Annotated in this window: 20 protein-coding genes; 10 read left to right on the top strand and 10 right to left on the bottom strand. The window is 67.0% G+C overall.

Features of this window, described 5'->3' with window-relative positions; genetic code table 11:
- The first annotated feature begins 47 nt into the window (after positions 1-47).
- Positions 48-1,379, top strand: a complete 1,332-nt coding sequence (locus tag AB1281_RS10660) for an Nramp family divalent metal transporter (protein ID WP_430345864.1) — start codon at positions 48-50, stop codon at positions 1,377-1,379.
- Between the two features lie 112 nt (positions 1,380-1,491).
- On the opposite strand, the gene AB1281_RS10665 is transcribed toward AB1281_RS10660, so the two are convergent.
- From AB1281_RS10665 to AB1281_RS10680, 4 genes are all read right to left on the bottom strand, one after another.
- Positions 1,492-1,818, bottom strand: coding sequence for a thioredoxin family protein (locus AB1281_RS10665; protein ID WP_005409967.1), 327 nt, complete (start codon positions 1,816-1,818; stop codon positions 1,492-1,494).
- Entirely contained in the window at positions 1,790-2,257 is a 468-nt protein-coding gene (locus tag AB1281_RS10670; protein ID WP_430346992.1) for a flavodoxin, read from the bottom strand. The genes AB1281_RS10665 and AB1281_RS10670 overlap by 29 nt, the downstream gene beginning before the upstream one ends.
- A 25-nt stretch (positions 2,258-2,282) precedes the next feature.
- Positions 2,283-3,323, bottom strand: a complete 1,041-nt coding sequence (locus AB1281_RS10675) for a ribonucleotide-diphosphate reductase subunit beta (protein WP_008267116.1) — start codon at positions 3,321-3,323, stop codon at positions 2,283-2,285.
- Positions 3,324-3,470: 147 nt separating this feature from the next.
- On the bottom strand, positions 3,471-5,834 hold the full coding sequence (locus AB1281_RS10680) for a ribonucleoside-diphosphate reductase subunit alpha (protein ID WP_430345865.1): 2,364 nt from the start codon (positions 5,832-5,834) through the stop codon (positions 3,471-3,473).
- Between the two features lie 431 nt (positions 5,835-6,265).
- On the opposite strand from AB1281_RS10680, the gene AB1281_RS10685 reads away from it, so the two are divergent.
- Positions 6,266-7,243, top strand: coding sequence for a zinc-binding dehydrogenase (locus AB1281_RS10685; RefSeq protein WP_430345866.1), 978 nt, complete (start codon positions 6,266-6,268; stop codon positions 7,241-7,243).
- 237 nt (positions 7,244-7,480) lie between these two features.
- Positions 7,481-10,108, top strand: a complete 2,628-nt coding sequence (locus tag AB1281_RS10690; RefSeq protein ID WP_430345867.1) for a TonB-dependent receptor — start codon at positions 7,481-7,483, stop codon at positions 10,106-10,108.
- A 99-nt stretch (positions 10,109-10,207) separates the two neighbouring features.
- Here AB1281_RS10690 and betT read toward each other — a convergent pair whose 3' ends face one another.
- A complete protein-coding gene (betT, locus tag AB1281_RS10695) occupies positions 10,208-12,187 on the bottom strand; it encodes a choline BCCT transporter BetT (RefSeq protein ID WP_430345868.1) in 1,980 nt (659 codons plus the stop codon).
- Between the two features lie 195 nt (positions 12,188-12,382).
- The gene (locus tag AB1281_RS10700) at positions 12,383-12,763 is read right to left on the bottom strand and encodes a VOC family protein (protein WP_099523683.1); all 381 of its coding nucleotides are present in this window, start codon (positions 12,761-12,763) and stop codon (positions 12,383-12,385) included.
- Positions 12,764-12,913: 150 nt separating this feature from the next.
- On the opposite strand from AB1281_RS10700, the gene AB1281_RS10705 reads away from it, so the two are divergent.
- From AB1281_RS10705 to AB1281_RS10715, 3 genes are all read left to right on the top strand, one after another.
- Positions 12,914-13,432: a sigma-70 family RNA polymerase sigma factor gene (locus AB1281_RS10705; protein ID WP_430345869.1), complete on the top strand. Its 519-nt coding sequence runs from the start codon at positions 12,914-12,916 to the stop codon at positions 13,430-13,432.
- Positions 13,429-14,373 carry a FecR family protein gene (locus AB1281_RS10710; RefSeq protein WP_430345870.1) on the top strand — a complete coding sequence of 315 codons (945 nt, stop codon included), beginning with the start codon at positions 13,429-13,431 and terminating at the stop codon, positions 14,371-14,373. The genes AB1281_RS10705 and AB1281_RS10710 overlap by 4 nt, the downstream gene beginning before the upstream one ends.
- Positions 14,374-14,442: 69 nt before the next feature.
- Positions 14,443-17,391, top strand: coding sequence for a TonB-dependent receptor domain-containing protein (locus AB1281_RS10715; protein ID WP_430345871.1), 2,949 nt, complete (start codon positions 14,443-14,445; stop codon positions 17,389-17,391).
- A 125-nt stretch (positions 17,392-17,516) separates the two neighbouring features.
- Here the strand turns inward: AB1281_RS10715 and AB1281_RS10720 are convergent, their stop codons facing one another.
- Complete coding sequence (locus tag AB1281_RS10720; RefSeq protein WP_005409978.1) at positions 17,517-17,840, bottom strand: DMT family transporter; 324 nt, start codon at positions 17,838-17,840, stop codon at positions 17,517-17,519.
- Positions 17,840-18,193 carry an SMR family transporter gene (locus AB1281_RS10725; RefSeq protein ID WP_010485170.1) on the bottom strand — a complete coding sequence of 118 codons (354 nt, stop codon included), beginning with the start codon at positions 18,191-18,193 and terminating at the stop codon, positions 17,840-17,842. The genes AB1281_RS10720 and AB1281_RS10725 overlap by 1 nt, the downstream gene beginning before the upstream one ends.
- Positions 18,194-18,353: 160 nt before the next feature.
- Between AB1281_RS10725 and AB1281_RS10730 the strand changes: the two genes are divergently transcribed.
- Positions 18,354-19,205: a LysR family transcriptional regulator gene (locus AB1281_RS10730; protein ID WP_430345872.1), complete on the top strand. Its 852-nt coding sequence runs from the start codon at positions 18,354-18,356 to the stop codon at positions 19,203-19,205.
- Positions 19,206-19,278: 73 nt separating this feature from the next.
- Here the strand turns inward: AB1281_RS10730 and AB1281_RS10735 are convergent, their stop codons facing one another.
- Positions 19,279-20,199 carry a M14 family metallopeptidase gene (locus AB1281_RS10735; RefSeq protein WP_430345873.1) on the bottom strand — a complete coding sequence of 307 codons (921 nt, stop codon included), beginning with the start codon at positions 20,197-20,199 and terminating at the stop codon, positions 19,279-19,281.
- 131 nt (positions 20,200-20,330) lie between these two features.
- Between AB1281_RS10735 and AB1281_RS10740 the strand changes: the two genes are divergently transcribed.
- The 3 genes from AB1281_RS10740 to AB1281_RS10750 all read left to right on the top strand — a co-directional run bounded on the left by AB1281_RS10740 (position 20,331) and on the right by AB1281_RS10750 (position 25,064).
- Positions 20,331-22,412 (top strand): TonB-dependent receptor family protein, encoded by a 2,082-nt coding sequence (locus tag AB1281_RS10740; RefSeq protein ID WP_430345874.1) that lies wholly within the window; start codon positions 20,331-20,333, stop codon positions 22,410-22,412.
- Positions 22,413-22,474: 62 nt separating this feature from the next.
- The gene (locus AB1281_RS10745; RefSeq protein WP_430345875.1) at positions 22,475-24,247 is read left to right on the top strand and encodes a chloride channel protein; all 1,773 of its coding nucleotides are present in this window, start codon (positions 22,475-22,477) and stop codon (positions 24,245-24,247) included.
- A gap of 100 nt (positions 24,248-24,347) precedes the next feature.
- Positions 24,348-25,064: an MgtC/SapB family protein gene (locus AB1281_RS10750; RefSeq protein WP_430345876.1), complete on the top strand. Its 717-nt coding sequence runs from the start codon at positions 24,348-24,350 to the stop codon at positions 25,062-25,064.
- Positions 25,065-25,137: 73 nt separating this feature from the next.
- Here the strand turns inward: AB1281_RS10750 and AB1281_RS10755 are convergent, their stop codons facing one another.
- Entirely contained in the window at positions 25,138-25,545 is a 408-nt protein-coding gene (locus AB1281_RS10755; RefSeq protein ID WP_075677902.1) for a MerR family transcriptional regulator, read from the bottom strand.
- Positions 25,546-25,562: the final 17 nt, after the last annotated feature.

The raw sequence follows: 25,562 nt of genomic DNA on the forward strand, positions 1-25,562 counted from the left end.
ATTGTTTCACATTGCTAATGACTATAGCAGGAGCTATATTCGGACCCATGAACACCCTGGCGCCCCGCGACCCTTCGGCCTCCACTCCGGCCAGCCTCGGTGCGCTCAACGGCTCGGTCGCGGTGCCCGACAAGGGACACTGGTGGTTCCGCCTGCTGGCCTTCCTTGGCCCGGGCTACATGATCTCGGTCGGCTACATGGACCCGGGCAACTGGGCCACCGACCTCGCCGGCGGTTCGCGCTTCGGCTACCTGCTGCTGTCGGTCATCCTCATTTCCAACCTGATGGCGGTGATCCTGCAGGCGCTGTCGGCGCGGCTCGGCATCGCCACCGGCATGGACCTGGCGCAGGCCTGCCGCGCGCGTTACCCGAAGCCGGTGAACCTGGCGCTGTGGGCACTGTGCGAGGCGGCGATCATCGCCTGCGACCTGGCCGAGGTGATCGGTACTGCGATCGCCTTGAAGCTGCTGTTCGACCTGCCGCTGCTGTGGGGCGCGGTGATCACCGCCCTGGACACGCTGCTGGTGCTGCTGCTGATGAACCGCGGTTTCCGTGCACTGGAAGCCTTCGTGATCGCGCTGCTGATGGTGATCTTTGCGTGCTTCGTAGTGCAGATCGCGATGGCTGCGCCGCCGGTGATGGCGGTGCTGGGCGGCTTCATTCCGCGTGCGCAGGTGGTGACCGATCCCCATGCGCTGTACATCGCCATCGGCATCATCGGTGCCACGGTGATGCCGCACAATCTCTACCTGCATTCGTCCATCGTGCAGACCCGCGCCTACCCGCGTACCGATGAAGGCCGCCGCAGCGCGCTGCGCTGGGCGGTGACCGACAGCACCATTGCGCTGACCCTCGCATTGTTCATCAACGCCAGCATCCTGATCCTGGCGGCGGCGGTGTTCCATGCCAATGGCCGTTTCGACGTGGAAGACATCGAGCAGGCGCACCAGCTGCTGGCGCCGATGCTGGGCGTGGGCGCGGCGGCGACATTGTTTGCGATCGCGCTGCTGGCTTCCGGCCTGAATTCAACGGTGACCGCGACGCTGGCCGGCCAGATCGTGATGGAAGGCTTCCTGCACCTGCGCCTGCCGCCGTGGCTGCGGCGGCTGATCACGCGTGCACTGGCGATCATTCCGGTGGTTGTGGTGATCATGCTGTTCGGCGACCAGGGCGCGGTGAAGCTGCTGGTGCTGAGCCAAGTGGTGCTGTCGATGCAGCTGCCGTTCGCGATCATCCCGCTGGTGCGGATCGTGACCGACAAGGTGACGATGGGTGCACTGGTGGCCCCACGCTGGCTGGGCGCGATCGCCTGGGTGATCGCGCTGGTGATCGTGGTGTTGAACGTAAAGCTGCTGGTGGACACCTTCACCGGTCAGTAGATCCACGCCATGCGTGGATGCACTTGTAGAGTCGAGCCATGCTCGACTCCATCCATCATCGTGCGAAGAGCAGTCGAGCATGGCTCGACTCTACAGAAGCCCGGATCGCGCGCTACAGATGCAACGCGATCGCGGCCTCGATCTGCTGCGGCGACTGGAACCCGGCCAGCCGGGTGCGTTCATCACCGTCACGGAACAGCGAGAGCGTCGGCGTCTGCCGCAGCCCCAGTTCCCTGAAGAACGCCTCGCCCAGCACTTCCAGCTGCACGCGCAGCAAGGTGGTGCCCTGCCCCGCGACGCTGTTGGCCACGCGGTGCAGCGACATTTCCAGCATCCGGCAGCCCGGGCACTGATCCTTGTGGAAATCCACCAGCACCCGCGGGTGTTCGGCCAGCAGCTGCTGGAACTGCTCAGGTGTGGTGGCGTCGATGATCTGCATCGGTGGTGCTCCAGTAATGGGCCAGGACCGCGTCGGTCCAGGCCTCGATGGCCGCGGCATGGCGCTCGCCATGCGGCATCTGTTCGATCTCCAGCGGCGGGTAGTCGCTGCGGAAGTAGCGGATCAAGCGGTGCACGGCGCCGCAGTAATACTCCTGCCCCCACTGCGTCTCGCCAGTACCGAACACGGCGAGCTGCCGTGGCCGCTCACCGCGCTCGGCGACGCCAACCACCCAGGCCTTCATCTCCGCCGGCGTGCGGCCGGCATTGTCGGTCCAGCAGCCCAGCAGCACCAGGTCGGCCTCGTCGGCCGCCAGGGGTGGCGCCTGGCGCAGATCGTCGGCCTCCTGCCAGTGCACGGCATGACCTGCAGCGCGGCAACGCTCGGCAATCTGTCGGCCAAGCTCGCGGGTGTTGCCGCTCAGCGAGGCGACCACCAGCAGGATGCGCAGCGCCGTGCCGGGCTCAGAGGTCGTCGAAGCCGTTGTCGACGTTGGTCTTCTTGTAACTTGCATTGCGCATCTCGAAGAAGTCGGTCTTGGTCTCGGTGAAGTTGTCGGCGTAGGCCTTGATCCACGGCATCACGTTGTCGGTGGTGTCGCTGTACAGGCGCTCGATGCCGAGCATGCCGGCCATCTTGTTGGCCCGGTACTTCACGTAGCGCGTCATTTCCTCCACATCGATGCCGTCGATGCCGTCGAGTACTTCCGACGACCACTGGGTCTCCAGTTCGATGGCGTGCTCGAACGCCTGGTGCACATAGGCGGTCAGTTCGTTGGTCTGCAGCTCCGGGTTCTCGCCGATGATGGCGCGGATCAGCTCGCTGATGAACTTGGTATGGGCCAGCTCGTCGCGGTTGATGAAGCTGATGATCTTGCCGGTGCCGGTCATGCGGTTCTGCCGCACCATGTTGTAGAAGTACGCAAACCCGGAATAGAAGTTGATGCCCTCCAGGATCGAGGACTGGATCAGCGACTTCAGCAGGGTCTCGGCGGTCTTCTCGCGCATGAAATCGTCATACGCGCCCATGATCGGTGCGTTGCGCTTGATGATGGTCGGATGGGTGCGTGCCAGCTCAAACACGCGGTTCTGGTTCGGCAGGTCGGTGATCGAGGCCAGCACGTAGCTGTAGCTCTCGTTGTGGATCACTTCCTGCTGGCCGATGATCGCGGCATTGGCATGCGCAGCCGGGTCGGTGATGTACTCGGCCACGTTGTAGATGAAGCGGGTCTGCGGTGAATCCAGTGTGGCGAGCAGGCCGATGATGGAATCGTAGGCGTTCTTCTCGCGCCCGGACAGCTCGCCGTACTGGCGCGCATCGGCCTTCATGTCGACCTCGTCGGGAATCCAGAAGTTGGTCGACAGCTCCTTGTAGGCCCGATAGAAGGACGGGTACGGGATATCGTTCCAGTTGAGGATGCCGCTGGTGCGGCCGTTGATGATGCCGGTGCTGCGATTGGGATGGCGCGGTTCGAGGATCTTGATGCGGTCGAGGGGGGTTGCCATGGGTTTCTGCCTTCGTTCTCTTTCCATCGTGTTGCCGGCCAGCGGCCGGCACTACCGTAGATCGCGGTGTTGCCGGCCAGCGGCCGGCACTACCGTAGATCGCCGGGTTGCCGGCCAGCGGCCGGCACTACCGTGGGTCAGCAGTGATCAGCTGGAGCACCACTCGCATTCGCTGATGTCGATATCGTTGGAGCGCACGTAGTAGGTGGTCTTCAGGCCTTCGCGCCAGGCGCTCAGGTGCAGATCCAGCAGCGTGCTGGCGCGGATCGTGCTGGGCACGTACAGGTTGAAGCTGATCGACTGATCGACATGGCGCTGGCGGCGCGCGTTCTGGCGCACGCTGGCGAACTGGTCGACCTTGTAGGCGCCCTTCTCGTAGTACGGCCAGGTTTCCAGCGACAGCCCGGGTGCTGCCACCGGCCGCCGGAAGTCCTTCTTTTCCTCGTAGTAGAACGCGCTGTAGATCGGGTCGATCGACGCGGTGGAACCGGCAATCTGCGCGGTGCTCATGTTCGGCGCGACCGCCAGCAGCCATCCGTTGCGCAGGCCGTGCGTGGCGACCTCGCGGGCCAGGCTGTCCCAGGCCGCGCCGGTGTAGTCGCGGTCGCTGAAGTAGCGTCCGTTGTGCCAATCGCTGCCGGCGAACATCGGATAGCTGCCCTTCTCCTTTGCCAGCTGCATGCTGGCCTGGATGGTCAGGAAGTTGATGCGCTCATACAGGCGGTCGGCCAGCTGTTCGGCATCCAGCGATTCCCACTGGATCGCCTGCTGTGCCAGCAGGTGGTGCCAGCCGAAGGTGCCCAGGCCGATGGCGCGGTACTTGCGGTTGGTGATCGTGGCCTGCGGTACCGGCAGTGCGTTGAGGTCGATCACGTTGTCGAGCATGCGCACCTGGATCGGGATCAGGCGCTCCAGCACATCGGTGGCCAGCAGGTCATCCGGCGCACTGATCGCCCGACCGAGGTTGATCGAGGACAGGTTGCAGACCACGAAGTCGCCGGCGCGGCGCGTGGTGACGATCTGGTCGCCGCTGACGATCTCCTGGATCATCCGCGTCGGGCTCATGTTCTGCAGGATCTCGGTGCACAGGTTGCTGGAATAGATCATGCCCGCGTGCTTGTTCGGGTTCCGGCGATTGACCTCGTCGCGGTAGAACAGGAACGGGTTGCCGGTCTCCAGTTGGCTGAGCATGATCCGCTTGAACAGATCGATGGCCTTCACGGTGCGGCGACTGATGCGTTCATCGGCCACCAGCTCGGCATAGCGGTCGTGGAAGCTGCCCGCACCGCGCTTCTCGTCATAGAAGTCCTGCAGGTACCAGCCCTTGGCCTGCTTCACCTCGTGCGGGTCGAACAGGTACCAGTCGGCACGGCGCTCGACCGCTTCCATGAACAGGTCCGGCACGCACACCGAGGTGAACACATCGTGCGCGCGCAGGCGCTGGTCACCGTTGTTGAGGCGCAGGTCCATGAAGGCTTCGATGTCGCGGTGCCAGATGTCCAGGTACACCGCCACCGCGCCCTTGCGCTGGCCGAGCTGGTCGACCGACACCGCGGTGTTGTTGAGCTGCTTGATCCACGGCACCACGCCGCCGGAGGAATTGGGCACGCCACGGATCGGCGCGCCGCTGCTGCGCACGTAGCCCAGATAGGCACCAACGCCGCCGCCGTGCTTGGACACGCGGGCGATGTCGGTATTGGAGTCATAGATGCCCTGCAGGCTGTCGTCCACCGTGTCGATGAAGCAGCTCGACAGCTGGCCGCCGACCTTCCCGGCATTGGCCAGCGTCGGCGTGGCCACGGTCATGTACAGGTTGGACAGCGCCCAGTACGCCTCGCCAACCAACTGCATGCGCCGCTCACGCGGCTTTTCCTCCTGCATCAGGTACAGCGCGATGGTCAGCCAGCGTTCCTGTGGCAGCTCATAGACCTCGCGGCTACGGTCGCTGGCCAGGTAGCGCGTGGCCAGCAGGTACAGGCCGTTGTAGGCGAACAGGCGGTCGCGATCCGGGTCGATCATCTCGCCGGCCTGCTGCAGCTCTTCCTTCGAATAGCAGCGCAGGATGTCGTTGCTGTAGATGCCACGGTCGGCGAGGCTTTCCTGCAGGCCCACGTAGGAGCCGTACTTCAGGCTGACATCGTAGAAGCGGTTGCGGCTGGCGCGCTTGTACAGGCGGCGCAGGTAGATGCGCGCGGCAAACTGCTCCCACTCCGGCGCGACCAGGTCCACGCGCGATTCGGCCTCGCGGATCAGCAGATCGACCAGGTCGTCGGCGCTGATGCTCGGCTTGCGCTCGACCATCGCCTGCACCACGCGGCGGTAGTCGCTCACATCCAGCTGCGGGAACTCGGCATGCACCGCATCGATGCTGCGCTGCAGGCGCTCGGCATCGAACGGCAGGCGGCGGTTGCCGGCCTCCTTGGTGATCGAGGTCGGCACGCGCTCGCCACCAGCGCGCAAGGCGTCGCCAGCGCCGGCCAGATCGGCCACGCGGAAGGTACTGTCGGTCATGGTGGTGAAACTCCAGGCTCGCACGCGCGTTGGCGGTCGATGCCATGGCGGCCCTGCACGCGATACCGGCGCACGGGGCGAACGGGTGGATTGCCAGGGCACGGGAACGTAGGTCGTCGGCATCTGCCTGCGCCTGCGGCCGGTATCCGGGCCGTGGGGGCGACCTGCGTCCGCACGATGGCGGCCGCGTCGACACGGCAAGCCTTCAGGGGCGGGCCGCGGGACGTTTGCTGCATGTCCGGCGGCGGCGGCTGACCGGGAGTGACGGCCACAACATAGTGGGGATACTCGGAGCCGTCAACACAAGATGCGGTAATCACGACATGACGCGACGATCAGTCGCAGGATGCCGTGTTGCACCTGCGACGCCTTGTCGACATCCCCTGCGTCCCCAGTTCGGTACAACATCAACTTTCCCCGGAACACCGCCCATGCGCGCTGCCCAGTACCCCTCCTTCGGCGACCCGGCCGACGTCCTCGCCATTGCCGACGCGCCCCTGCCCGAGCCCGGCCCCGGCGAGGTGCGCATCCGCACCGTTCTGGCGTCCATCCACAATCACGACCTGCTGACCGTGCGTGGCCTCTACGGCTACAAGCCGACGCTGCCGGCGATCGGTGGCAGCGAAGCGCTGGGCGTGGTCGATGCGCTTGGCGAAGGCGTCGACGGCCTGCAGATCGGCCAGCGGGTGGCCGCCGCCTCGGTGCACGGCACCTGGGCCGAGGCCTTCATCGCCCCGGCACGCATGGTGATTCCGATGCCGGAGGCGATCCCGGACGAAATGGCCGCGCAGCTGATCGCCATGCCGCTGAGCGCGCTGATGCTGCTGGAATTCCTGCACGTCGAAGCGGGCCAGTGGATCGTGCAGAACACCGCCAACGGCGCGGTGGGCAAGTCGCTGGCGATGCTGGCGCGGGCGCGCGGCGTGCACGTGGCCAACCTGGTGCGCAATGCCGACGCGGTCGCGCAGCTGCAGGCGCTGGGTATCGATCATGTGTTCGATACCTCGGTGGACGGCTGGAAGGATCGCGTGCGCGCCGCCACCGGCGAAGCCCAGGCCGCGGCCGCGGTGGATTCCATTGGCGGCGACGCCAGCGGCGATCTGGTCGACCTGCTCGGCCACCACGGCACCCTGGTGTCGTTCGGGGTGATGAGCGGCGAACCGATGCGCATTCCCGCCGGCGGCCTGATCTACAAGGAAGCCACGGTGAAAGGCTTCTGGGGCAGCAAGGTCAGCCAGGCGATGGCAGTGGAGGACAAGCGCCGGCTGGTCAGCGAGCTGCTCAAGCGTGCGGCCAGTGGTGAGCTGACGCTGCCGGTGGAGCAGGTCTTCGCACTGGACGACATCGCCCAGGCAGTGAAGGCAGGCGCGGGTTCGGGCCGCAACGGCAAGGTGCTGCTGCGGCCTTGATGGGCCCCGGGTCGGATCCCTTTCCAGAATGGAAAGGCTCTGACCCGCCAGGAGCGTGCGGACCAACGGTCCGCACCCACCACAGATCGGTCCGCACCCACCGCAGCGGTCGATGACAGGACCGCCCATTTCGTTAAGAACCTGTGATGTATAACTGAATGCGCTTTCGTCATTGGAAGGCGTACGCGGCTGCGTGCGGTACTGACGGCTCCTCCCCCGTTCGGCGTTGTCGCTTCCATGTACCGCACCACCCTGAACCTGCTTGCCGGCGCGATCGCGCTGGGCCTCACCGCCGGCGCTGCCGGCGCCGCTGAAACCGCCGACTCCGGCAAGGACAGCACCACCCTCGGCACCGTGCTGGTGACCGGCTCCAACATCAAGCGCAGCGATACCGCCGGGCCGAACCCGGTGCAGATCGTCAGCCGCGAACAGATCGAACAGACCGGCCGCTCCACCCTCACCGACGTGCTGCGCAACCTGTCGGCCAATGCCGGCAACAGTTTCGACGAGCAGTACACCGGCAGCTTCGCCGCGGGCTCGGCGTCGATCGGCCTGCGCGGCCTGTCGCCGAAGAACACGCTGGTGCTGGTCAACGGCTATCGAGTCTCCAACTTCGGCTTCGCACTCAATACCCAGGACACCTTCGTCGACCTCAACGCACTGCCGATCAGCGCGGTCGAACGCATCGAAGTGCTGAAGGACGGTGCCTCGGCGGTGTACGGCTCCGACGCCATCGCCGGCGTCATCAACATCATCCTGCGAAAGAACTTCCAGGGCGTGGAAGTCGGCGGCGGCTTCGGTACCGCCACCCAGGGCGGCCTGGACGAGCGCAAGGCCAACCTGCTGGCCGGCTTCGGTGACCTGGAACAGCAGGGCTGGAACGTGCTGTTCGGGCTGGACCTGCTCAAGCGTGACCGCCTCGATGGCGACGACCGTGCCTATACCCGCAGTGGTGACTTCCGCGACAAGCCCGGTGGCCGCCTGGCCGGCTGGTCCACTGCCGGTGGCAACTGGCTGAGCAACCCCCGTGCACCGCAGCCGTTCACCAGTTGCCCCGACGGCAGCCAGCTGCGCCCGTACAGCGACTTCGGCAGCACCCTGCCCGGCCAGGCCTGCGCCTTCAATGCCCAGCCGTTCAAGACCCTGCAGCCCGGCGCCGAGCGCCTGCAGGCGTCGCTGAGCGCGACCTACCGCTTCAACGACAGCGTCGAGGCCTTCGCCGACGTGCTGTACAGCCACAACAAGGCCGACCAGATCTTCAGCGCGCCGCTGGCCGTCGGACCCGGCCTGCGCGCGTACAACCCGGCCACCGGCACCCTGATCGACGTACCGGCGGTGCTGCCGGTCGGCCATCCGAACAACCCGGGCAGCACGCCGCTGCCGTTCGAGTACACCTTCTTCGACCTCGGTCCGCGCCTGAAGGACAACACGCAGGTGTTCTACCGCGCCCTGGCCGGCGTGCGCGGCAGCGGCGAGCGCTGGGACTGGGAGGTGGCAGCGCTGACCTCGCAGAGTGCACAGCGCGAATACGTGGACAACTTCGTCAACCGCTACGCGTTCGAGCAGATCCTGCGCGATGGCAGCTACAACTTCCTCAACCCGTCCAGCACGCCGGGGGCGCTGGATGCCCTGCGCCTGCAGACCAAGCGACCGGGCTGGTACAAGCTGCACTCATTGAACGTCAAAGCATCGACCTCGCTGTGGGAACTGCCGGCCGGCACGGTCGGCTTCGCCTGGGGTGCCGAGTTCCGCAGGGAATCGCTGGATGCACGTACCAGTGCGCAGGTACTGTCGGGCACCGAACTGCGCCCGGCCATCAACGTGGTGAACGGCGAGCGCCAGGTCAGCGCCGCCTACGCCGAACTGAGCGTGCCGCTGCACCGCACGCTGGAACTGCAGCTGGCCGGTCGCGGCGACCGCTACGATGACTTCGGCAAGGCGTTCTCGCCGAAGGTGGCGCTGCGCTGGCAGCCGCTGGACAGCCTGCTGCTGCGCGGCTCGTTCTCGCGTGGTTTCCGCGCCCCCTCGCTGCCGGAGATCGCGCCGGGCCAGACCGTCAGCTACGGCTCGGTGATCGATCCGCTGGATCCGCTGCAGCCCGGTGGCAGCCGTGGCGTGACCAACATCCGCACCGGCAACCCGGACCTGAAGGCCGAGCGCTCGCGCAACTTCAACGTGGGCGCGGTGTGGTCGCCGGATGGCGACACCAGCATCGGCCTGGACTGGTACCGCATCGAGCAGGACAACCTGGTCAAGCCGGACAGTGCGCAGTTCATCGTCGACAACCCGACGCTGTTCCCGGGGCGCGTGCAGCGCGATGCACAGGGGCGCATCACGTTCATCACCAACCAGTACGCCAACCAGGGCGAACTGACCACCTCGGGCCTGGACCTGGACGCCAACCACACCTTCCGCACCGATGGCTGGGGCAGCTTCACCGTGGCCGGCAGCTGGACCCACCTGCTCAGCTTCAAGCAGCCACTGGTAGCCGGCCAGGCACCGTACGAAGGGGCCGGCAACAACCGCCACGGCGCACTGCCGCGTACGCGCGGCACCACCTCGCTGAACTGGGCAGTGGGCGACTGGAGCAGCACGCTGAGCCTGCAGTACGTGAGCGGCTACGACCAGCGCGTGGCGACAGCGACCAGCAACCCGGGGCTGCGCGACCGCATCAAGCCGTATCACCAGCTGGACCTGTACGTGGCCTACGAAGGTATTCCCAACACCACGTTGTCGCTGTCGGTGCTGAACCTGACCGACAAAGACCCGCCGTTCGACCCGGCCGGTGGCTCCAACGGCTTCGATATCAGCCAGTACAACCTGCGCGGGCAGTTCGTCTCGCTGGGCGCGCGCTACCGGTTCTGATGCGATATCGGGGCGGCGGTGATGTGCCGCCCCATTTGTGCTGCCGGCCAGCGGCCGGCACTACCACCGACCGCCGGGGGATGTCCCCGCGGTCGTGCATCAACGGCTCAGGTGCAGGAACTGCAGGTGCCGTTCGTACTGGCTGATGATGTCGTTGATGATCTGCTTGCGGCTGTAGCCGACCAGGTCGTAGTCCTGGCTGCCTTCGAACAGGTGCACTTCAGCGCGGTAGTAGCGCTGGTTGCGCAGCTGCTGCGCGGCGAACGACGGCGTCAGGTAGCCACTCAGGATCACCCGGTACAGGAAGTCCTGCTGCTCGCCGTGGTTCACCGTCAGCTCCATGTCGCCGGCCTCGAAGCGCGTCGCCACGTCCCAGCCCTGCCCGCGCAGCTGTTCGGCCACCGCTTCCATCGCCGGCTTCACCGTGTCGTCCATGAAGCGGTAGACCTGGTCGCGCACCGGGAAGTGCATGGCCTGGCTCAGGCGCTGGCGCCAGCCCTGGTGGTGGCGGTCATCGCCGATCAGCGGCGAGGGCCGGTACTGCAGCGCGCGCTTGCGGTGCGATTCGTCACTGAAGGCGCGGGTCAGGCCCCACATCATCAGCAACAGCACCGCCGAGAACGGCAGCGACGCCAGCACCACCGCCGATTTCAGCGCATCGATGCTGCCGGCCAGCAGCAACCCGGCGGTCAGCACCGCGATCACCGTGCCCCAGAACACGCGCAGCCAGCGCGGGCCGTCATCCTCAGGCGCGCCGCCATGCGAGGACAGCGTGGACAACACCACCGCCCCCGAATCCGCCGACGTCACGAAGAAGATGAAACTGACCAGCACCGTCACCGCGATCACCGTGCGGCTCCAGGGGTAACCGTCCAGCAGTGCATACAGCACCGTCGGTGGGTCATCCACCGCCAGCTGTGCCAGCTGCTGCTGGCCGTGGTGCAGCACCTGGTCCAGCGCGCTGTTGCCGAAGATCGACAACCAGGCCAGGGTGAAGCCGAGCGGGATCAGCAGCACGCCGAACACGAACTCGCGGATGGTGCGGCCACGCGAGATGCGCGCGATGAACAGGCCGACGAACGGCGCCCAGCCGATCCACCAGGCCCAGTAGAACACCGTCCAGCCGCCCAGCCATTCCGGTCGGCCGCCATAGGCGTACACGTCGAAACTCTTGCCGACCACGCTGCCGAGGTAGTCGCCCAGGTTCTGCATCAGCGTGCTGAGCAGGTACTGGGTGGGGCCGGCGCACAGCATGAACAGCACCAGCGCGATCGCCAGCAGCATGTTGATGTTGGCCATCCAGCGCACGCCCTTCTCCACCCCGGAGACGGCCACGGCCACCGCCGCACCCATCATGCTGACCACCAGGATGATCTGCACCAGGTTGGAGTGCGGGATGTTGAACAGGTGCGACAGGCCGGCGTTGAGGTGCAGCACGCCGAAGCCCATGTCGGCGCCGATGCCGAACACGGTGGCGACAATGCCCAGCGCGTCCACGGTGTAGCCGATCGGGCCGTTGATGCGCTTGCCGATCAGCGGGTACAGCGCCGAACGCAGCGCCAGCGGCAGGTTGTGGCGGTAGGCGAAGTAGGCCATCGCCATCGCCGCCAGCGCGAACACGCCCCAGCCATGCAGGCCCCAGTGCAGGAACAGCAGCTGCATGGCCTGGCGCGCCCCGGCCTCGCCCGCAGCCGGGTCGCCCTGCGGCGGCTGCATGTAATGGGTCAGGGGTTCGGAGACGCAGAAGAAGAACAGGGTGATGCTGATGCCGGCGGCGAACAGCATGCCGGCCCAGGAGAGATAGCTGAACTCCGGCTCGTCATGGTCGGCACCGAGCTTGATGCCACCGTACTTGGACAGCGCCACGCCGACCACGAACACCAGGTACAGGGTCATCGCCAGCAGGTAGTACCAGCCGACATTGAGTGCGGCCCAGTCCTGCGCCTTGACCAGAAGGCGGCCCGCACCGAGCGGGAACAGGCTGACGAACAGCGCGAACGCCACGACAACGATCGCCGCGAAGGCGAACACAGGTCGAAGAGTGCGCACCGGGGATTGTTGCGGCTCCAATGCTTCCATGGGGCGGCGTTCTCCGGTAGATCAAAGGGTTAGCCGACCGATTCTGGCTGAACCGCAGTGGACAGAGCATGAAGTTGCGGCCCGTGGTCACAGGCCCGGCCTACCAATCCGTGTTATCACGCGCGCGCTGGAGCGTGCCTGCGAGCGCAGCCGCGCGCGGACCGCGTGCACCGCGGCCACGCGCATACTGTCCAATCACGACATCACATGCACCGCGCACAGCTTGTTGCCATCCGGGTCGCGCAGATAGGCCAGGAACAGCTGGCGACCGGCCATGCTGCGGATGCCGGCCGGGTCTTCGATGGCGGTGCCGCCATGGGCCACGCCCGCATCCTGCCAGCCACGCACCGCCTCGGCGCTGTCGAGGGTGAAACCGATGGTGCCGCCGTTGGCATGGCACGCGGGCTGCCCATCGATCGGTGCAGTGACGATGAACATGCGGCCATCCTTGAAGTACACCAGCCGGCCCTTGTCATCGAAGACACCCGGACGGGCGCCCAATGCGGTGAACAGGGCATCGTAGAAGCGATGCGCGACGTCCATGTCGTTCGTTCCAACGGTGATGTGGCTGAACATGCGGGCACTCCTTGTGGAAAACCGCAGTGTCGGCGAGCCCGGCGGGCATCGCAAATGCACGCCTCCGGCCTGCTGCTGCGTGCGCAGGGTTTGTCGTCCGCCGTTCGATTACCCTATAATGGGAATCATTCTCATTAATGATCGATGCCGATGGCCGTGCCCGCCGCCTCCAGCACTGCGCTGGCGGGGTTCTACCGCGAACACCATGGCTGGCTGCTGGGCTGGCTGCGCCGCCGCACCCACAACGCCGACTGCGCTGCCGACCTTACCCAGGACACCTTCCTGCGCCTGCTCAGCCGTCGCGTCGATCCATCCGAACTGCGGCTGCCGCGCGCTTACCTCAGCACCATCGCGCACGCCCTGCTGGTCAACCACTGGCAGCGCGCGGACCTGGAGCGTGCCTACCTGGCCGCACTGGCTGCGCAACCGGAGCCAGTGCATCCATCGGCGGAAGAACGCACGCAGGCGCTGCAGCTGCTGCATGCCATCGCCCACATGCTGTCCGGCCTGGCCGAACGCCCACGCCGTGCGTTCCTGCTGGCACGACTGTCTGGCCTGGGCTATGCGGAGATCGGCCAACAACTGGGCGTGTCCGAGCGCATGGTCAAGAAGTACATGGCGCAGGCGATGCTGCATTGCCTGCGCCTGTCCGGCGATGCCACGGCATGAATGCCGCACTGGCCAGCCCGGCGCTGGAGCAGGCGGCAGAGTGGTTCGCGCTGCGCCAGCAGGGCTGGAGTGACAGCGACCAGCAGCAATGGCACGCATGGCTGCATGCCGATGCTGGCCATGCCGATGCGTGGCGCCGGGTCGAGACGGTCTGGCAGTCGTTTGCTCCACTGTCGGCACCGGCTGCTGCCACGGCGCTCGATGCTGCCGGCCGTCGCCGCCGACGCGCGCTTCGCAGTCTCGGTGGCGCACTCGGCATCGGTGCGGTCTCCCTGCTCGGCCTGCACGGGCTGCGCGAACAACGCGGCCTGCAGACACAGCGCACCGCTGCCGGGCATATCGGGCACTGGACGCTGATGGATGGCAGCCAGCTGTGGCTCAACGCGGACAGCGAAGTCACCATCGACATCGGAAACGGCCGCCGCGCCCTGCATCTGCTGCGCGGCGAACTGCTGCTGCAGACCGGCCACCACCCCGCCCATGCCGGCCTGCCCTTGACCGTGCACGTGCCGGGCGCGCGCCTGCAGCCGATCGGCACCCGTTTCGCGGTAGGCCGCGAGGCGCAGGGCAGTCGCCTGGATGTGTTCGAGGGCGTGGTGCGCTGCCTGCCGCTGTTCGGCGCGACCCTTGACGTACCCACAGGCGGGGCGGCACGGATCGGCCCGATGGGTGGACTGTCGACGGTCGATGCGGATCCACTGCGTGGCGACTGGCAGGACGGCCGACTGCAGGTGCAGCACACACCCTTGATCCGCGTCATCGACGAACTGGCCCGCCACCATCAGGGCTATCTGGGCTGTGATCCGGCGCTCGCCGCATTGAATGTCACCGCTGTACTACCGCGCCTGGACAGCCTGCAGGCTCTGCAACTGCTGGCCCGCGCCCTGCCGATCCGCATCGAGCAGCGCTGGCCGTGGTGGACCGTCGTGCGTCCGCTTTGAAATCGCGGTTCCCTTTCTGCGCGCTCACCGGGCACTACAAGGGAACCCATTGCGGATGTTGCCGCCCCCATGAAACTGCCCTGCCCCTCCCCTCGTCCCCTGGCCATCGCCTTGTGCATGGCCCTGGCGACCCCTTGCCTGCTGCCTGCCACGGTCCATGCACAGGACACCGCTGCCGCCGTTCGCTGGCAGATTCCAGCTGGCCCGCTCGACCAGGCCCTGACCGCGTTCGGCCAGCAATCGGGCCTGTCCATCGCCGCCGACGCGCGCCTCACCCGCGGCCGCCACAGCAACGGCGTGCAGGCCACGCTCGGCACGGACGCCGCATTGGCGCAGCTGCTGGCCGGTACCGGCCTGACCTTCCAGCGTGATGCCAATGGCGTGGCGCTGCAGGCGGCACCCGACGCTGAGGCCGGCGTGCGCCAGATCGGCACGCTGCGCGTGGCCGGCCAGGCCAGCGAAGGTGCTTCGCCGTGGGGGCTGGCCGATGCCGATGCGGTCTACCGTGACAGCGGCTCCCGCGTGCACCTGGACCGCCAGCAGCTGGAACGCTTCCGCGGCCAGTCGATCGGCGATGTGCTGGCCGGTGCGGTGGGCGTGCACACCGCTGACGTTCGCAACGGCGGTGCGCTGGACGTCAACATCCGCGGCCTGCAGGGCCAGAACCGGGTGCCGGTGATCATCGACGGTGGCCAGCAGGCCATCGACGTGTACCGCGGCTATGCCGGCGTGCAGCAGCGCAGCTATCTCGACCCCGATCTGATCAGTGCGGTCAGCATCGAGAAGGGGCCGAGCCTGGCCGCCAATGCCGCCAGCGCGATCGGTGGCGTGGTCTACATGGAAACGCTGAATGTCGATGACATCCTCGACGACGGCCAGGCCTGGGGCCTGCGCGTGCGCGGCGGCGTGGCCGACAACAGCATCGACCGTACGCGCGTGTTCAAGCAGGTGGCACGTGGCAGCGAGAACCGCAACAGCCTGCGTGACCCGCGCGACTGGAATGGCAGCGTGGCCTTCGCCCAGCGCGGCGAAGACTGGCAGCTGGTCGCGGCCTATGCGCGGCGCCGCCAGGGCAACTACTTCGCCGGCAGCAACGGTGCACATCGCTACGACGACCAGCACCTGTCCAGCGGCGGCACGGGCATGTCCAGCCAGGCGGTCTCGGACATGTACCACCCCGGCGATGAGGTGCTCAACACGCATACCGACAACGAATCGGCGCTGCTGAAGTTCACCTGGACGCCCAGTCCGGACCAACGCCTGGAGCTGAGCCACCGCTACTTCAATTCGAGCTTCGGCGAGATCATGCCGTCGGCGATCGGTCGCGTGGGCGAGTCCAACGAATGGGTGACCTACGTGGACAAGGCCAACACCATGTTCCAGTTCGAGCCGGGGAAAATGCGGGTCAATGCCACCTCGCTGCGCCACCGGTACCGGCCCGAGGCGCATCCATGGCTGGATCTGAGCAGCACGCTGTGGTTCACCACCGCCACCAGCCGCATGTTCAACAGCAACATCGCCAACACGCCGCTGTTCAAGGAAATGGCCTCCGACCAGATGCCCGACACGCTGGGCGAGACCTACGGCCCCGGTCTGCAGTCGGACGTGAAGACCCAGCGCTGGGGCGTGGACAGCAGCAACACCACGCGCTTCAGCAACGGCCTGGGCGACTGGACGCTGCGCTTCGGCGCGTCCTTCCAGCATGAAGACACCGCGCCGAACTCGCCGGTGCTGCCGGTGGACTACAACAACAACCGTTACCTGCGCTCGGGCACGCGCCGCGAGGCCAGCGTGGTGGCGTCGCTGCAGTGGCAGCCGTGGGACTGGCTGTCGCTGACAGCCGGCGGCCGCTTCATCGACTACCGCACCCGCGACCGCAACCGCGTGGCCTTCGTCAGCGAATCGCGTGACCTGCGCTACACCTTCGCGCGGCTGAGCAAGGGCGGCCAGCTGCTGCCGGGCTGGTACAAGGAGTGGTACCCGGATGCACAGGGCAACTACACCTATGACTCGCTGCGCGCCACACCCTATGGCGACAGCACGCTGGGCCAGGCCTATGACTTCGACGGGTTCATCCCTGACCCGCGTGGTGCCAATGGCTTCTACACCAAGCAGATTCCCACCGCCTGGGGCTACAAGCCGGCGATCCGGCGCTCCGGCCACGGCTTCGCGCCCTATGCCGAAGCACGCTTCAACCTCGACGCGGACATGTTCTTCTACGTGAAGTACGCGCAGGGCTGGAAGATGCCCAGCCTGTTCGAGTCGACGCTGGGCAACAGCACCTCGGCGCCGGTGGCTGACCTGAAGCCGGAGAAGAACCGTTCCTGGGACATCGGCTTCAGCCTGCTCAAGCAGGACCTGTGGCGCGACGGTGACCGCCTGGCATTCAAGGTGGCCTGGTTCAAGAACGATATCGACAACGCGATCACCCGCCGCTTCGATTCCAGCAACTGGGCCTTCTACGTCGACAACGTCGACAATTACACGGTGTCCGGCTACGAGCTGCAGTCCGGTTATGACGCCGGCATCGCCTACCTGGACCTGTCGGCCAGCTACTACCAGCGCGCGCGCACCTGCGATGCGGCCACTGCCAAGCGCCTGCGCGAAGACCCGTATGCGAAGTGGAGCAAGCTGGACACCACGCCGGACTGCGTGGACGGCGGCTTCGGCACCTCGTTCGTCAACGCACAGAACCCGCCGAAGTACTCGATCCACAGCACGCTGGGCTTCCGCCTGTTCGACAAGCGGCTGGATACCGGCATCCGCCGCACCTACAACAGCGGCCCCACCCACGAACTGGACAAGCCCTGGAACACCACCGGTTCGACCGGCCTGCAGAACATCTACCTGCCGACCGCGATCTATGACTTCTACGCACGCTGGCAGTTCACCCCGCGCAGCGAGGTGGAGCTGGTGGTCAGCAACCTGCGCAACACCTACTACATGGACACGCTGGCGATGAGCCTGATGCCGGGCCCGGGTCGCACCACGCGGCTGAACTTCACCGCACGCTTCTGAGTGCTGCAGAAACAGCAACGCCCCGGGGAGATCATCCCCGGGGCGCTTGCCTGCGGCGGCTCACGCTCTGGAAGGTGCCAACCGTGGTTCTGGTAGGCGCCAACCTTGGTTGGCGCAACGATGCATCACTTCGCAGTACTCAGCAGCAGCACTGCAACCGTGACCAGCGCGATGCCGACCCAGCCAATCGGACGCAGGCGGTTGCCGAACAACAGGCGGCCGCAGGTAGCGGTACCGATCACGCCGATCGCACCCCACATCGCATAGGCGGTGGCCAGGTCCATGTAACGCACGGCCTGTCCCAGCAGGGCGAAGGCGATCCAGACCATGACGATCGCGCCGACGCCCCAGCGCCAGCGGCGGAAGCCCTCCGACTTGGCCACCATCATGTTGGCGGCGACGTCGATCAGTGCAGAACAGATCACGAAAAACAGAGCGAGGGTATTCATCAGTGCGCCTCCCCGAGGGTGACGCAGACGATGCCGACCACCGCCAGCACCAGGCCGGCCAGCTGCTGCAGCGACAGGCTCTCGCCGAAGACGGTGAGGCCGACCACGGTCAGCAGGGTCAGGCCGAGGCCTTCCCACACCGCATAGGCCACGCCAACGGCGATACGGCGCACCGACTGCGCCAGGAAGAAGTAGGACAGCGCCAGCGCGCCGGCCATGATCAGGTAGCCGGTCCAGCCGCCATCGCGGGCGGCATGGGCCATGAACGAAGTGCCGACCACTTCGGCAACGATCGCCACGGTCAGGCAGGCCCAGGCGACCAGCGCGCCACGGGCGGGAACAGTACGGGACATGTGAAGCTCCTTGCAGGGCGGGGACCACGCCGCCTCACCGATGGATCCACGCCATGCGTGGAGGGTCCGGAACGCCCCGCAGACGGGGGCGACGGAAGCCAGTATCATCGCCTTTTACGGTGGTATCAAAATGGATTCCATCGACAGGAGCGATGGATCAATGCCCTACTCCCCTGAATCCCTGCAGGCCTTCGTGGAAGCCGCCGCGCTGGGCTCGTTCTCGGCGGCGGCGCGACGCCTGCGCAAGACCCAGTCGACGGTCAGCACCGCCATTGCCCACCTGGAAGCCGACCTGGGCGTGAGCCTGTTCGACCGCAGCGGGCGCTACCCGCAGCTGACCGAGGCCGGCCGCCAGGTGCTGGGCCACGCGCAGGAGATCCTCGCGGCCGATGCCCGCCTGCAGCAGTTGAGCGTGCGCCTGGCCGCGCCGGTCGAGCCGCGCCTGACCGTGGCGTTCTCCGATGTCTACCAGCTGGACCCGGAGCAGCGGATCCTGCAGCGCTTCGCCGAAGCGTTCCCGGAGATCGAACTGGAATGGCTGGATGCCGAGGGCGAGGACGTGCTGGAACTGGTGAGCAACGGTCGCGCCGCGCTGGGCCTGCTGCCACGGCAGGAGTGGTATCCGGATGGACTGATGGCACGTCCGCTGGCGCATCACAGCGAACTGTCGGTGTACGTAGCGCGCGAGCATCCGCTGGCCAGCGCCGGCCGTCGCGCCGCCGCGCAGCTGGCGCGGCATAGACAGGTGCGCCTGAGCGCAGAAGTCGATCAATCCCGCATGGTCACCGGCCTGGCCTGGACCGCCACCGACTACCTGATGGTGATGGAGATGGCCGAGGACGGCATCGGCTGGGCCGAACTGCCGCGGGCGCTGGTACAGCGCTATGACCGCGGGCGGCTGCTGGAACTGGTGCTGCCCGGCTGGCCACGGCGCATCCACAGCGACCTGCTGTGGCGCCGCGACACGCCGCCAGGGCCAGCCGCACTGTGGTGGGCAGACGCGCTGGGCTGAGGTAGTGCCGGCCGCTGGCCGGCAATCTCTTTGTCCCGTGGCTGCCGGCCAGCGGCCGGCACTACCGAACCGATCAGCGATGGGCGAGCGCGTAATCCAGCGCCGAGCACACCGCCGCCACCTGTGCGTCGTTGCACTGCTGCGGGGTCGCCCGCGGGCTGTCCGGGTAGACCTCGGTGGTGGTGGTGTACTTCGCGCCGGTAATGCCGGCGCACAGGCCCAGCTTCACCAGCGGGTACTCGATCACGCCATGGGCCACCACCGGCGAACCGATGATCTCGCCCTTGTCGTCGGCCGGCGCGATGTGGGTGACCTTCTCCACCGCGGCGATCACTGCCTGCTGGAACGCTGCCTGCGGATTCTCGCTGTCGTCCACCAGGTAGAAGCCATCGGGAATCAGGCCCGGCTCGAACGGCTTGCCGTCACGCGCGGCCAGCGCCGGGCGGAACTCGCTTTCGTCGCTGTCGGTGGTTTCGTGCAGGTCGATGTGCAGCATGAACTGGCCTTGGTACGGCGCGATCAGCTCGATGACAGCGGTCGATTCGCGGGCCGGGCCATCGGCGCGGAAATTGCGATTCGGGTCGATCGCATCGAAGTTCCAGCGGTTGATGCGCTCGAAGCCCCACGGATTCACGCACGGCGCCACCAGCAGGTTGGCCTTGCCGGCATAGTCAGCAGCGTGCTTCTCGAGGAACTCCAGCGCGCCCATCACGCCGCTGGTCTCGTAGCCATGCACGCCACCGGTGACCAGCGCGGCCGGCAGCGCCGGGTTCCAGTCGCGGCTGCGCAGGGCGTACAGGGTGTAGGTCTCGCCCGCGTAATCGAGCTGGCCATAGGCCACCTTGTCGAAGCGCGAGGCCAGCGACTCGATGCGCGGCAGCACCTCCTCGTCATAGCGACGCAGGCGCTGCTGGCGGCCACGCCACAGCTCCCGTTCCGCCGCTCCCCACGGCTGGCCAGGGGTTCCGACGGGGTAGAAGGCGGCTTGGGACATGGCGGATCTCAGCGAGTCAGGAAGCAATCGCCCACTCTATCACCGGGGCGTCGGCATGAACCGGGGATGCATTCCAATAGCGAATGGAATCAGCAATAATTCTCATTTACGACCTTCCACAACCCGCACCGATGCCCATCCACGCCCTGCAACCGGCCCGCCTGCCTCTGGCCGCCGCCCTCGCCCTGTGCCTGCTTCCGGCCGCCAGCGCCTTCGCCCAGGATGGCGCCACCACGCTGGACAGCATCCAGGTCTCCGGCAGCTGGCTGGGCACCGGCCTGCATGACAGCGTAAAGAGCTTCGCTGGCGCGCGCACCGTGGTGGACCGTCAGCGCATCGAGGCCAGCGGCGCGGCCAGCATCGGCGATGCCATGTGCCGCATCCCCGGCGTGCAGGTCACCGACAACTCCGGCACTGCCGGCAGCTCGGTGTCGCTGAACATCGGCGTGCGTGGCCTGACCGGGCGCTACTCGCCGCGCTCGACCGTGCTGCTGGACGGCGTGCCGCTGGCGGTGGCGCCGTATGGCCAGCCGCAGCTGTCGTTCGCGCCGACCAGCCTGTCCAACATCGAATCGATCGATGTGGTGCGCGGCGGCGGTGCGGTGCGCTACGGCCCGCAGAACGTGGGCGGCATCATCAACTTCAGTACCCGCGCCATTCCCACAGGTGCCGGCCTGCACGGTGAGGCCGGCGTGCGCTACACCGCCTACGACCATGGCGGCGGAGACAGCACCCAGTACAACGCTTTCCTTGGCGGCACCGGCGACAACGGCCTGGGCGCGGCCCTGCTGTACTCCGGCCAGGACGGCCGCGGCTGGCGCCAGGGCAGCGATGACCGCTTCAACGACCTGGCGCTGAAGTTCGCCTACGCCATCGACGAACAGCAGGAACTGCGTGCCAAGCTGTCCTACTACGATGTGCGCTCGCTGACCCCGGGCGGCCTGACCCGCGCGCAGTACGAGGCCGACCCGTTCCAGAACACCCGCCCCACCGATTTCTGGAAGGGCCACCGCACCGGCATCGACCTGGGCTACACCAACACGCTGTCGGACAACAGCGAGTTCGAGGTACTGGCCTATTACAACGAAAGCAGCCGTGCCAGCTCGCTGGTCAACGCGGCCAATACCCAGCTGACCGTGCAGCCGCGCGATTACCGCGTGCTCGGCATCGAGCCGCGCTACACCCAGCGCCTGCAGTGGGGCGGCACGGTGCATGACATCACCGCCGGCTACCGCTTCCTGCGCGAGCGCGGCAATGACCGCAGCTACACCGTCACCCGCCGCACCGGCGTGGCCAGCAGCACCACCCGCTTCGACAACGCCACCGACGCGCACGCCTTCTACATCGACGACCGCATCGCGATCGGCCAATGGCGGATCACCCCGGGCGTGCGCATGGAATGGATCGACATGGACCGCCGCCAGGCGGGTGGCGCGGCGACCTTCAGCAGCCGCAACGACAAGGCGCTGCCCTCGCTCAACATCGCCTACCTGCTGACCCCGCAGCTGACCGTGTTCGGCAACTACACCACCTCGTTCGGGCCGGTGCAGAACATCCAGCTGAATTCGCAGACCGCCAGCAACCCGCTGAACCCGGAAATCGCCAGGACCACCGAACTGGGCGCACGCTGGCAGGACGGCGCACTGCGCGCGGAAGTGACCGTGTTCAAGATGCGCTTCGACAACCAGATCCTGCAGGTACCGGGGATCACCCCGCCGACCTTCCAGAACATCGGCGCCACCGACCACAAGGGCGTGGAAAGCGCGCTGGAGTACCACTTCAGCGAAGACAGCGCGCTGGCCGGGTTGGAGCTGTACGCCAACTACACCTGGACCAAGGCGATCCAGCAGTCCGGCGACAACCGTGGCCTGGACGTGCCGTTCTACTCGCGCGACACCGACAGCGTCGGCGCACGCTACGCGCTGGCCGGCTGGACCTTCAATGTCTCCAGCACCCACCAGAGCGGCCAGTTCTCCGATGCGGCCAACACCTGGGATGAGACCGCCGACGCGCGCGTGGGCCGCGTGCCGGGCGTGCGCCTGTGGAATGCACAGGTGGCCTGGCAGGTGCCCGGCCTGGGCGACAGCGAGATCGCGCTGGGCGTGAACAACCTGGCCGACAAGCGCTGGTACACCCGCAACGTCGATGGCAACGCTGGCCGCATGGTGGCCGCGCCGCGCACCTTCTACGTGCAGGGCCGCTACCGCTTCTGACGCAGTAACCGCCCGATGCAGTGACGGTGGCGATCACGGTGGCGGCGTATCATGCCGCCACCATGTCATTGCCTGTTTCGCCATCGCGCCTGCATCTGGCCTTCCAGGGCCTGCGCCTGCGCCTGCGCGGCAGCGACCTGTGGTTCATCGCGCTTGCCCTGCTGGTCGGCCTGATCGCCGGCTACCTGACCCTGCTGCAGTCCGGCATCGCACGCTGGCTGCAGGGCACCCTGTACGGGCTGGACGACGGCATGCGCCTGAGTTCCCTGCCCTCGCTGACCTGGACCGCGCTGCTGGTCCTGCCACTGGGTGGCCTGCTGGTCGGCCTGGTCAGCCTGGCCGCGACCCGGCTCAAGCGGCCCCTGCTCGATGCGGTGGAAGCCAATGCCCTGCATGGCGGCCGCATGTCGATGCGCGACAACCTCATCGTGCTGACCCAGACCCTGTTGTCCAATGGCTGCGGCGCCTCGGTCGGGCTGGAGGCGTCGTATACGCAGATGGGCGCAGGCAGCGGCTCGCAACTGGGCCGGGTGATGCGCCTGCGCCGCAACGACGTGCGCATCCTGGTCGGCGCCGGTGCCGCCGGTGCCATCGCGGCCGCCTTCGGGGCGCCACTGGCCGGCGCGTTCTACGCCTTCGAGATCGTCATCGGCGCCTACACCCCGGCCGCGCTGGCCCCGGTGGCGGTCGCTGCGCTGGCCGGCGCGTTCGTGGCCGACCAAGCCGGCATCGAGGCCTACCTGCTGCCGGCCGCCTCGACGATTGATGTCCGCGCCGCCGACTACGCCATCTACGGCCTGCTCGGCTGCTGCTGCGCGATGGTCGGCATCGCGGTGATGCGGCTGATCGCTTCGATCGAAGGCACGGTCAAGCGCAGCCCGTTGCCGTTGTGGGGCCGGCCGGTGGTGGGTGGCCTGCTGCTGATTCCGCTGGCACTGGCCAGCCCGCAGGTGCTGTCGTCCGGCCATGGCGCCCTGCACCTGGACCTGACCACGCATCTGCCGCTGATCTGGATCGGCGGGCTGCTGACCCTGAAGTGCCTGGCCTCGGGCATCTCGCTTGGGTTTGGTTTCCGCGGTGGCCTGTTCTTCGCCTCGTTGTTCATGGGCACCCTGGTCGGTGCGTTGTTCGCCGGCCTGCTGGCAATGGCCACCGGCGTGCCGGTGATTGATGCAACTTCTGCCGCCCTGGCCGGGATGGCGGCGCTGGCCGCCGCCGTGGTCGGCGCGCCGATGACCATGGCCATGCTGGTGCTGGAAGGCACCCACGACTTCCTGTTGACCAGCGTGGTGATGAGTGCGGTGCTGGTCTCCAGCACGCTGGTGCGGCAGTGGTTCGGCTATTCGTTCTCGACCTGGCGCATGCACCTGCGCGGCGAGACCATCAAGAGCGCACGCGACGTCGGCTGGGTGCAGAACCTCAATGCCGGCCGGCTGATGCGCAAGGGCGTGGCGACCGCCCCGGCCGACCTCGACGCCAATGCCTTCCGCCAGCGCTTCCCACTGGGCTCGGGCAGCCGGGTGGTGCTGATCGATGGCGAAGGCCACTATGCCGGCATCGTGCAGATCCCACGCGTCTACGGCGACGGCGTGAAGCCGGAGACCATCATCGGCGAGCTGGCCGAGAACCGTGACGTGTCATTGTCACCGGCCGCAGACGTGGTCAGCGTGATGCAACGCTTCGACCAGACCCAGGCCGACGAACTGGCCGTGGTCGCCGCCGACGGCCAGGTGCTGGGCGTGGTCTCCGAAGCCTTCGTGCGCAAGCGCTACGCCGAGGAACTGGACAAGCGCCAGCGCGAACTGATGGGCGAGCGCGTCGAGGACACCGACTGACCCGCAAAAAGGGGACGGAGGGGATTAAGTCGTTTCTGGACCGCTGGAAATCCACGCATGGCGTGGATCTACTGTCACTTCGACCGGGTAGACTCCGACCATGCGCTTCATTGAAACCTTCCAGGTCGGCCCCTTCGCCGACACCGTGGTCAGCCTGCTGGCCGCCTTCGTGCTCGGCACGCTGATCGGCGCCGAGCGCCAGTACCGGCAACGCACCGCCGGCCTGCGCACCAACGTGCTGGTGGCGGTGGGTGCCGCTGCCTTCGTCGACCTGGGCATGCGTATCGCCGGCAGCGCCGAGGCGGTGCGGGTGATCTCCTACGTGGTCTCCGGGGTCGGCTTCCTCGGCGCCGGCGTGATCATGAAGGAAGGCATGAACGTGCGCGGCCTGAACACTGCCGCCACCCTGTGGTGTTCGGCGGCGGTCGGCAGCTGCACCGGTGCGGACATGCTGGCCGAGGGCGTGCTGCTGACGGTATTGATCATTGCCGGCAACACCCTGCTGCGGCCGCTGGTGAATGCAATCAACCGGATTCCGATCAACGAGGCGGCGACCGAAGCCACCTATGAAGTGCGCCTGAGCGTGGATGCCGAAGCCGTGCCGCGGGTGCGCGAGCGCCTGGTCGATGCGCTGGAGGCTGCGCAGTACCCGGTGGGCGATGTGCAGGTGGTCGAGCATGCCGACGCCCCCACCGACGTGATCGCGGTGCTGGTCAGTACGGCGGTCAGTGCCGACGAGCTGGACGTGGTGCTGGCACGGATGGAACACGTGCCGGGCGTGCTGCATGCCACCTGGGAAGTCAGCACCCGCGATTGATTCATCCACGCATGGCGTGGACCTACCGAGGTCGTGGTGCAGTAGATCCACGCCATGCGTGGATGCCCTTCTCTCACCCACCCGCCCTGCGCTGCTGCGCGCGCAGCAGCTTGCGGAACGAACCGCACTGGCGTGCATCCTGCGCTTCCGGGCAGGCCGCGGCGCGTTGCAGGTGACGGCGTATCCGCTGCAGCTGGCTGATCTGTTGCTGCAGCACATCAGCCTGCGCCAGCAGCGCCTCACGATCCAGCGTGAGGCAGCCGCGCTGCGGCGGCAGCGATGCCCCGATCTGCTGCAGCGACAGCCCGGCCGCCTGGCCAAGGCCGATCAGCGCCAGCCGTTCCAGCACCTGCTCGTCGTACTGCCGGCGCAGGCCGCGACGGCCGAGGGCCTGCAACAACCCCAGCTGCTCGTAGTAGCGCAGGGTCGAGGCCGGCACGCCACTGCGCTTCACCACCTCGCCGATATCCAGTTCACGCACGGGCTTGACCTCAAGTC

It is taken from the genome of Stenotrophomonas sp. NRRL B-14846 (assembly GCF_050473585.1).
In the GTDB taxonomy this organism is placed as follows: Bacteria; Pseudomonadota; Gammaproteobacteria; order Xanthomonadales; family Xanthomonadaceae; genus Stenotrophomonas.